The following is a 7,163-nucleotide window of genomic DNA, read 5'->3' on the forward strand; positions in this document are numbered from 1 at the left end:
TTTAAGCTAATATAAAACCGTTTTCTAACGGATCTTCCCGATCGAATATAAACTGATGTATACCTGTCACAAAAGCTTCTGTTGAAATAGTATAAAGCGCTTCACTTGAATCCTTTTGTACTTTAAAAGTACTGTTAAAAACACTTGAGTTTTGTAATACTTCTTTCTGATAAACTTTTGCAATCGCAAGAGTACTATCGATACCTGGTGAGCGTAAAATATAGCCATCGCTCTCAAATGTTACTGAGCGTACTTGAGAAATATCTTCAGCATCTTGCTCTATTAAAATGACACCCGTAACATTTATACCTTTTTCCACTAAGTTACGAATTTTCCCTTTGCCCCATCTACTAAGTGAAGCTAAATTCTCCAAAGTAATTTCTTGAGCTTTATTTTCCTTCTCAAATAATGCATACTGTCTCTCTGCATCTATTACTATTAGAGGCGTATCCTGAGAATTCTCAACTATTAAATCACTTGTGTGACAAAGTGTTACAGCAATAACTTCACCATCAGCTATTTCAGCATGTAACTCAAAAATTCCATTCACTGTTTCAACGGTATAAAGGTGTGAAGATTTTTGTTGTAAATTCCCTGTTTCTAATAGTCCTGTTAAAGTTGCAATTAAAGACTCGTATTTAAAATTGCTTACTCCTTCATGAGTAAAGAATAGTAGGCTAAAATCTGCTACAACCGATGGTAGAACGATACATCCGTGCATACCTCGATGGCCTCTAGGTTCTTTTAACAACAGATTTTTAGTATTTTCAAATTGTGATTGTAGTTTTTCGTGATTCATTTTAATGTTATTTTCTGCAAAGGTGATGGGTGATTGAAATACGATACGGTATGCCTCGCCCGCAACATGCGCATCAATCGTGCTAAACATTTTCTCAAACTTCATTTAGACACCTTCTTTCTCTGTTTCATGTTCCATTGGTGGAATAAGTAGGAACCCTTCTCTTAAAGGATCACGTTCATTATAGAAGAAGCGGTGCATACCCATAAGCCAAGCCGAACCGGTTACTTCAGTAATCACTGCATCTAATTGTTTAACTTTCGTTTTTTCTAATACTCTTGCTTTAAATAGAGTGCCCACAATACTTTCATGTACAAAGAGCTCATCTATGCCAATTTCACCTTTACTAAATAATGTAGCCAGTTTTGCAGAAGTCCCTGTTCCACAAGGTGAACGATCAATTCCTCCTGGAGGAACAATTACTGTATTTTTCACATCTGCCGTTGGATGAACCGGATCTGTAAAAAATTCAATATGAGTTAGACCACGGATAAACGGAAATTCAGGATGCACAATATCTTCACGCTCATTAATAGCGTTACGAATTTGAATACCTATGTCGATAATTGTAGATGCATTGTTTTCAACTAATGGTAGATTCAATGATCGAGCATCTATAATTCCATAAAAATTCCCACCATAAGCAATGTCACATTTCACTTCCCCAATATCCGCCACATCAATTTCAATAGACTTCAATAAAAATGCTGGAACATTAGCAAAAGTTACTTCTTTTGCTATGCCTTTTTCCACCTTCACTTGAACATCCACTAATCCTGCAGGTGTATCTACTTTAATATTTGTATATGGTTCAACAACCGGCACCATTCCTGTTTCAATCAATGCTGTACACAGACCAATTGTGTCGTGTCCACACATTGGTAAATAACCGCCTGTTTCTACATAAATTACGCCTACATCTGCCTCTGGATGACAAGGGTCCGTAATAAAAGCACCGGACATCACATCGTGTCCACGAGGCTCATTCATCAAAAATTTTCTAATCCAATCATAGTTTTGTTGCATGTAGAGCATTTTTTCAGACATAGTTTTACCTTTTAAAGGTGGTAACCCACTAACTAATGTTCGTGTTGGATTCCCTCCTGTATGAGTATCAACAGTTGTAAATAATCTTTGCAGATTCATTAGGTCAACATCCTTTCCCTAAAACGTTGTAATCTTAAAGGTTCAATTGGAACACAAGTAGCTTTTTCAGTAAGCATTTCTTCAATTAATTTTCCAGTCACAGCTGCTAAACTAATACCATCACCCTCATGTCCTGCTGCAATATAAAATCCAGGAATATGTTCTACTTCAGAAATTATAGGTAAATGATCCTCTGTCCATGGTCGTAATCCTGCATACGTTCGAATTACTGTCATATCAGCCATTTTAGGATAAAAACGAACTGCCCTCTTTGCTATATACTTCGTTACTTCATGGTCTACTCTTGTATCAAATCCAGCAAACTGGCGACTACTACCAATTAAAAAATTTTGACTCTCTGTTGGTTCAAAAACTAAAGCAACGCCATATTGTTCAGTCGCTTTATCCACCTGTCTTTCTCCACCGAATTTCGATATTAAATAACCAAATTCCATCACTTTACGCAGACCAACTGGCTCTTGACGAGATGCCACAATAAGCTGACCTTTCCTTGGTAAGATGGGGATATGTACATCTAACATTTCACCAATTTTGGGAGCCCAAACTCCGCATGCATTAACTACTTTATTTGCTGAAAAGATGCCATTTGATGTTTCGATTGTAAAGCGACCATCAGGATTTTTCTTTATATGCTTTACTTCAATATTTTTATGAATTCTTGTACCTTGCTTTTCTGCACTATGAAACATAGAAAACGTCAGCATATATGGGTTTACAGTTGAGTCAGTTGCACACTCTAGCCCCCCATATAAATCATCTGCAAAATACTTTGATTCGTTACGTAAATCTTGTCGATCTAACATTCTAAAATTGAGGCCAGCTTCTTGTTGCCTTTTCACCCATTGATTTGCTGCTTCCATTTCCGCATCATTTTCACAAACTAAAATACTACCCGGATTTCTATATTCAAAAGGTATTTCTAATTCATTGCTCAATTTATGAACAAGTTCCTGGCTTTTTAAAGACATTTGGCTATCAAAACCTGGATCTTTATCTATTGCTAAAATATTGCCGTCGCATCTTGAGGATGTTCCACTAGCTAGTTCATTTTTTTCAAGTACTGTTATATCTAAACCAGCTTTTGAGCCATAATACGCGATTGCTGCACCAATGATCCCACCACCTATCACAACAATATCTCGATGTTGTATAGCACTCACTATGTCTCCTCCTTTTTCTTTCTGTCAGCAATATATAATGCAGGAACCGTGCCAACTTTTAATTTTGCTCAGAAAATATCACGTATTTAATAAAAATTGATAAATAAATTAATATAATAAACCTCTCTATTTCTGTTGTATTGAATTATCTATTTAGCATTCAGCTTATAAAATAAAGATGGATTGCTAAAATAAAATCACTATTAATATGTAACAACCCATTTTTAAGATATTTTTAGAATTGATGGATTAACTTTCTATTTTTTCTTATATTGTGTAAAATAAATTAGACAATTCTAATTTATTAAACAATTAAGGTGGGGGATATTAATGAATAATGAACAAAAATTACTTCTTAAGCTCTTATCAAAAAACTTTTCAATACTGAATTCAAAAGAACTTTTAACTTCTTCATTACAAACTAATCCCTCAGAACAAACTTTTTTTCGTAATGATACTGGGGAAATATTTATTAAATTAGATGATTCACGAATCTTTTGCGATATCTTTTCTTTGGATACTCCGATATCAACTATTCTTAATGCTTGTGAGCATAATAAGCCTTTATTATTTACTATGAATGGTGACTTTATCGGCTATACTTCTAGCACTCTATTACTTTCAAATTTATTTGCAGAGCACATAAAAGCTAATATATTTTTTGATACGATTTTAAATACGATTGATGAATCTTGCACAGTTATTGATGAAAATCAGAACATATTATATTGGACAAAAGGAGCAGAAGAGTTATTTACGTTAAAGGAACGTGATGTATTAGGTCGACCGATCACTGATTTTTTCCAGGCTGAACACCTCGAAATTCTAAATTCATTGCAAAAAGGGACATCTATTCAACACGCTCAGCATCAGCCACGAGAAGATTTAGTTGTAAGAATTAACTCAAATCCAGTAATTTGGCAAGATACTATTATTGGGGCAGTTGTCTCAGAAGCTAATATTACAAATCAAATTCGTTTAAATAATGAGCTTTATGAGACTTCAGAAAAATTATTCTCTTTAGAAGAAGAAGTAAGAAAAGTAAAGAACGCTGATAATCCATTCACTTACATTAAAGGAAATAGCCCTACTCTAAAAAAGACATTAGAAAGAGTAAAAAAGGCTGCCACAACACATGCCAATATTCTAATTAATGGTGAAAGCGGTGTTGGAAAAGAGTTATTTGCTAAAGCCATTCACACCATTAGAGAAGATGATAAAGCTCCGTTTATAGCCATAAACTGCGGTGCCATTCCACCTGGACTATTTGAAAGTGAAATCTTTGGTTATGAAAAAGGAGCATTTTCTGGAGCAGATCAAAAAGGGAAAAAAGGAAAAGTAGAACTTGCAAAGGGCGGAACATTGTTTTTAGATGAAATCGGTGAAATGCCACTCGATATGCAGGTTAAAATCTTACGGCTTCTGCAAGAAAAGAAATTCTATCCTGTTGGGGGAACTAAGGAAATTGAAGTTGATTTCCATGTTGTTGCAGCTACTAACCGTGATCTTATGGAGCTTATAAAAGAAGGAAAGTTTAGAGAAGATTTATATTATCGCTTAAACGTAGTCAACATTAAAATTCCTGCTCTACGTGAAAGAATTAGCGACATAATCGAATTAACCCATTATTTCTTATATGAAATTTCTATTAAGTATAACCGCCCTGTTCACGGTATTTCTCAAGATATACTACAAAATCTAATGGGCTACTCATGGCCAGGAAATATTCGCGAACTAAAAAACGTCGTTGAAAGACTTGTTGTATTCTCTGATAACGGAATCATAAAATCTGAAGACTTACCAATTGAATTACATGTTCCCTCCCATACCAATAGTAAAAAAGAGGAGAGCGATTCTTTGAAACAATTCGATTCCCTTCCCTTGAATCTGCAATTGCAGGAATACGAAAAAGATATATTACTTAAAGAGTTACATAAAGCCGATGGGAATAAAAATACATGTGCAAAAAATCTTGGTATCACCCGCGCTACACTTTACAACCGTCTAAATAAATTAGGCATAAAATAACTACAGTTGGTTTTTGGCATAGTTCTTGCATTTATTTTAAGAATAGATTGCAAACATTTTTGAAAGTGGTGAGCGTATTGTCAGAAAATAACATGATAATTTGTAGATGTGAAGAAGTAACTTACGGGCAATTGGTCGAGACAGCAACAACCTACGATTGCACAGCACGCGAACTAAAGCTTCGCACTAGAGCGGGTATGGGCTACTGTGGAGGTAGAACATGCCGTAATTTAGTCGACAGTATAGCTAATAAAGTCCAACCGCGTAACGAGAAACAAGTTTCCTTGAAATATCAACCACCTATTCGTCCAATTCACTTCGGAGACTTGGGGGGTGTAAATAAATGACAATGCGTATTATAGATCACCCGGTATTAGGGCGATTAAATGACTCAAATACAATTTCATTTACATATAACGGTGAAACACTAACAGGTTTATTAGGAGAGTCTATTGCTGCTGCTTTATTGGCAAATGGTATTCGTACAATCCGTTATCATGAGGAGAGCGGTACACCAAGAGGTATTTACTGCAATATTGGACATTGTTTCGAATGCAGAGTACATGTTAACGGCCAACAAGGAGTCCGTGCATGTTTAACACCTTTAGAGGAGAATATGGACATCATAAGTGGTGGAAAATTACCGACACCTGTTCGTGATTGGAGGGCTAATAATGAATAATGCTATCGTAATCGGTGCAGGGCCTGCAGGCGTATCTGGGGCTATCTCCATGGCACAACAAGGATTCAAAGTAACAGTTATTGATGAATATATGAAAGCTGGTGGTAGATTACTTGGTCAATTATATGAAGAACCAACAGGTGGCTGGTGGAATGGCGTCAAGGAATCCGCGAACCTATATAATAGCGCACTAGCATTAGGTGTTGATTTTAAATTAAGTACCCCAGTCTCTAATATCGAAAAAATTGATGGCCAGTGGGTTGTATATACTAATGAACATACCTATACAACACCAAATTTATTATTAGCGACAGGTGCTGCTGAATCGCCAATCCCTATACCTGGGTGGACGCTACCAGGTGTAATGTCTGTAGGCGCTGCTCAAGTTATGACAAATGTTCATCGTGTTAAACCAGGGAATAAAGGCGTAATAGTAGGTGTCAATGTACTTTCTTCTGCGATTGCAATGGAGTTAAAAATAGCAAATATAGAAGTTGCATGTATTGCTTTACCTAAGCTAACAAAGGTATCGGAGGAAACTGGGAATCCATTAGCCGTTATGAATTCCTTATTAAATGTGGCTCATATGGCTCCTTCCCAATTAGTAAAAATGGGCAGTAAATTAATGAAAAATGATTTTCTAAAGAAAATGGGCATCACCTTCTATCCTAAAAAAGGGATGAAAATGTGGGATATTCCCATTATGCTTCGTAAAGCTGTTATTGAGATCTATGGTAATAATTCTGTAGAAGGCGTTGTCCTAGCAGATATTAGTCCATCCGGTGAAATAATCCCTGGGACAGAAACAAAAATTAGTGTTGATTTTGTCTGCATTGCTGGTGGCTTATATCCTTTAGCAGAATTAGCCGCTTTAGCAGGCTGTCCATTCCATTGGATTGAAGAACTTGGTGGCTATGTTCCCCTACATAATGAGACGATGGAAACAGTTCTAGATGGCCTTTACGTAGCTGGCAATATCACAGGGATTGAGGGTGCTAAAATTGCTATTAAGCAAGGACATTTAGCGGGTTTAACAATTGCCAATAAAAATTATAATGGCAAACTAGAACACGAGATACAAGATGCACTTAAACAATTGAACTCAACTAGGGCAAATGCATTTATTCAATTCCACCCGAATATCAACATTGGAAAGCAAAAATTACAGCAATACTGGATAAAACATCAACAAGATATAAAACTAGTAAAAAACTAAAAGAAAAAGAGCTCCTCCATTCAAGTTTAGCTTAACGGGACTGACCCCAAATGTATAGACAAATAAAAAAAGCATCTTCGATTGAATTCGGGTTTAGATACCTAAAATTCA

At 35.9% G+C, this 7,163-nt stretch carries 7 protein-coding genes; 4 read left to right on the top strand and 3 right to left on the bottom strand.

What is annotated here, in order from left to right; all coding sequences use genetic code 11:
* Position 1 precedes the first annotated feature (1 nt).
* Genes AMD00_RS20910 through AMD00_RS20920 form a run of 3 tightly spaced genes read right to left on the bottom strand, consistent with a single transcriptional unit; the run spans position 2 to position 3,117 of the window.
* Positions 2 to 904, bottom strand: a complete 903-nt coding sequence (locus tag AMD00_RS20910) for a proline racemase family protein (protein ID WP_053418930.1) — start codon at positions 902 to 904, stop codon at positions 2 to 4.
* A complete protein-coding gene (locus tag AMD00_RS20915; protein ID WP_053418931.1) occupies positions 905 to 1,945 on the bottom strand; it encodes a proline racemase family protein in 1,041 nt (346 codons plus the stop codon). It abuts the gene before it with no gap.
* Entirely contained in the window at positions 1,945 to 3,117 is a 1,173-nt protein-coding gene (locus tag AMD00_RS20920; RefSeq protein ID WP_053418988.1) for an NAD(P)/FAD-dependent oxidoreductase, read from the bottom strand. The genes AMD00_RS20915 and AMD00_RS20920 overlap by 1 nt, the downstream gene beginning before the upstream one ends.
* A 339-nt stretch (positions 3,118 to 3,456) precedes the next feature.
* Between AMD00_RS20920 and AMD00_RS20925 the strand changes: the two genes are divergently transcribed.
* The 4 genes from AMD00_RS20925 to AMD00_RS20940 all read left to right on the top strand — a co-directional run bounded on the left by AMD00_RS20925 (position 3,457) and on the right by AMD00_RS20940 (position 7,052).
* Positions 3,457 to 5,154, top strand: a complete 1,698-nt coding sequence (locus AMD00_RS20925; RefSeq protein WP_053418932.1) for a sigma-54 interaction domain-containing protein — start codon at positions 3,457 to 3,459, stop codon at positions 5,152 to 5,154.
* A gap of 92 nt (positions 5,155 to 5,246) precedes the next feature.
* Positions 5,247 to 5,501: a (2Fe-2S)-binding protein gene (locus AMD00_RS20930; RefSeq protein WP_053418989.1), complete on the top strand. Its 255-nt coding sequence runs from the start codon at positions 5,247 to 5,249 to the stop codon at positions 5,499 to 5,501.
* Complete coding sequence (locus AMD00_RS20935; protein ID WP_053418933.1) at positions 5,498 to 5,836, top strand: (2Fe-2S)-binding protein; 339 nt, start codon at positions 5,498 to 5,500, stop codon at positions 5,834 to 5,836. The genes AMD00_RS20930 and AMD00_RS20935 overlap by 4 nt, the downstream gene beginning before the upstream one ends.
* Positions 5,829 to 7,052, top strand: a complete 1,224-nt coding sequence (locus AMD00_RS20940) for an NAD(P)/FAD-dependent oxidoreductase (RefSeq protein ID WP_211258682.1) — start codon at positions 5,829 to 5,831, stop codon at positions 7,050 to 7,052. The genes AMD00_RS20935 and AMD00_RS20940 overlap by 8 nt, the downstream gene beginning before the upstream one ends.
* Positions 7,053 to 7,163: the final 111 nt, after the last annotated feature.

It is taken from the genome of Viridibacillus arvi (assembly GCF_001274945.1).
GTDB lineage: Bacteria > Bacillota > Bacilli > Bacillales_A > Planococcaceae > Viridibacillus > Viridibacillus arvi.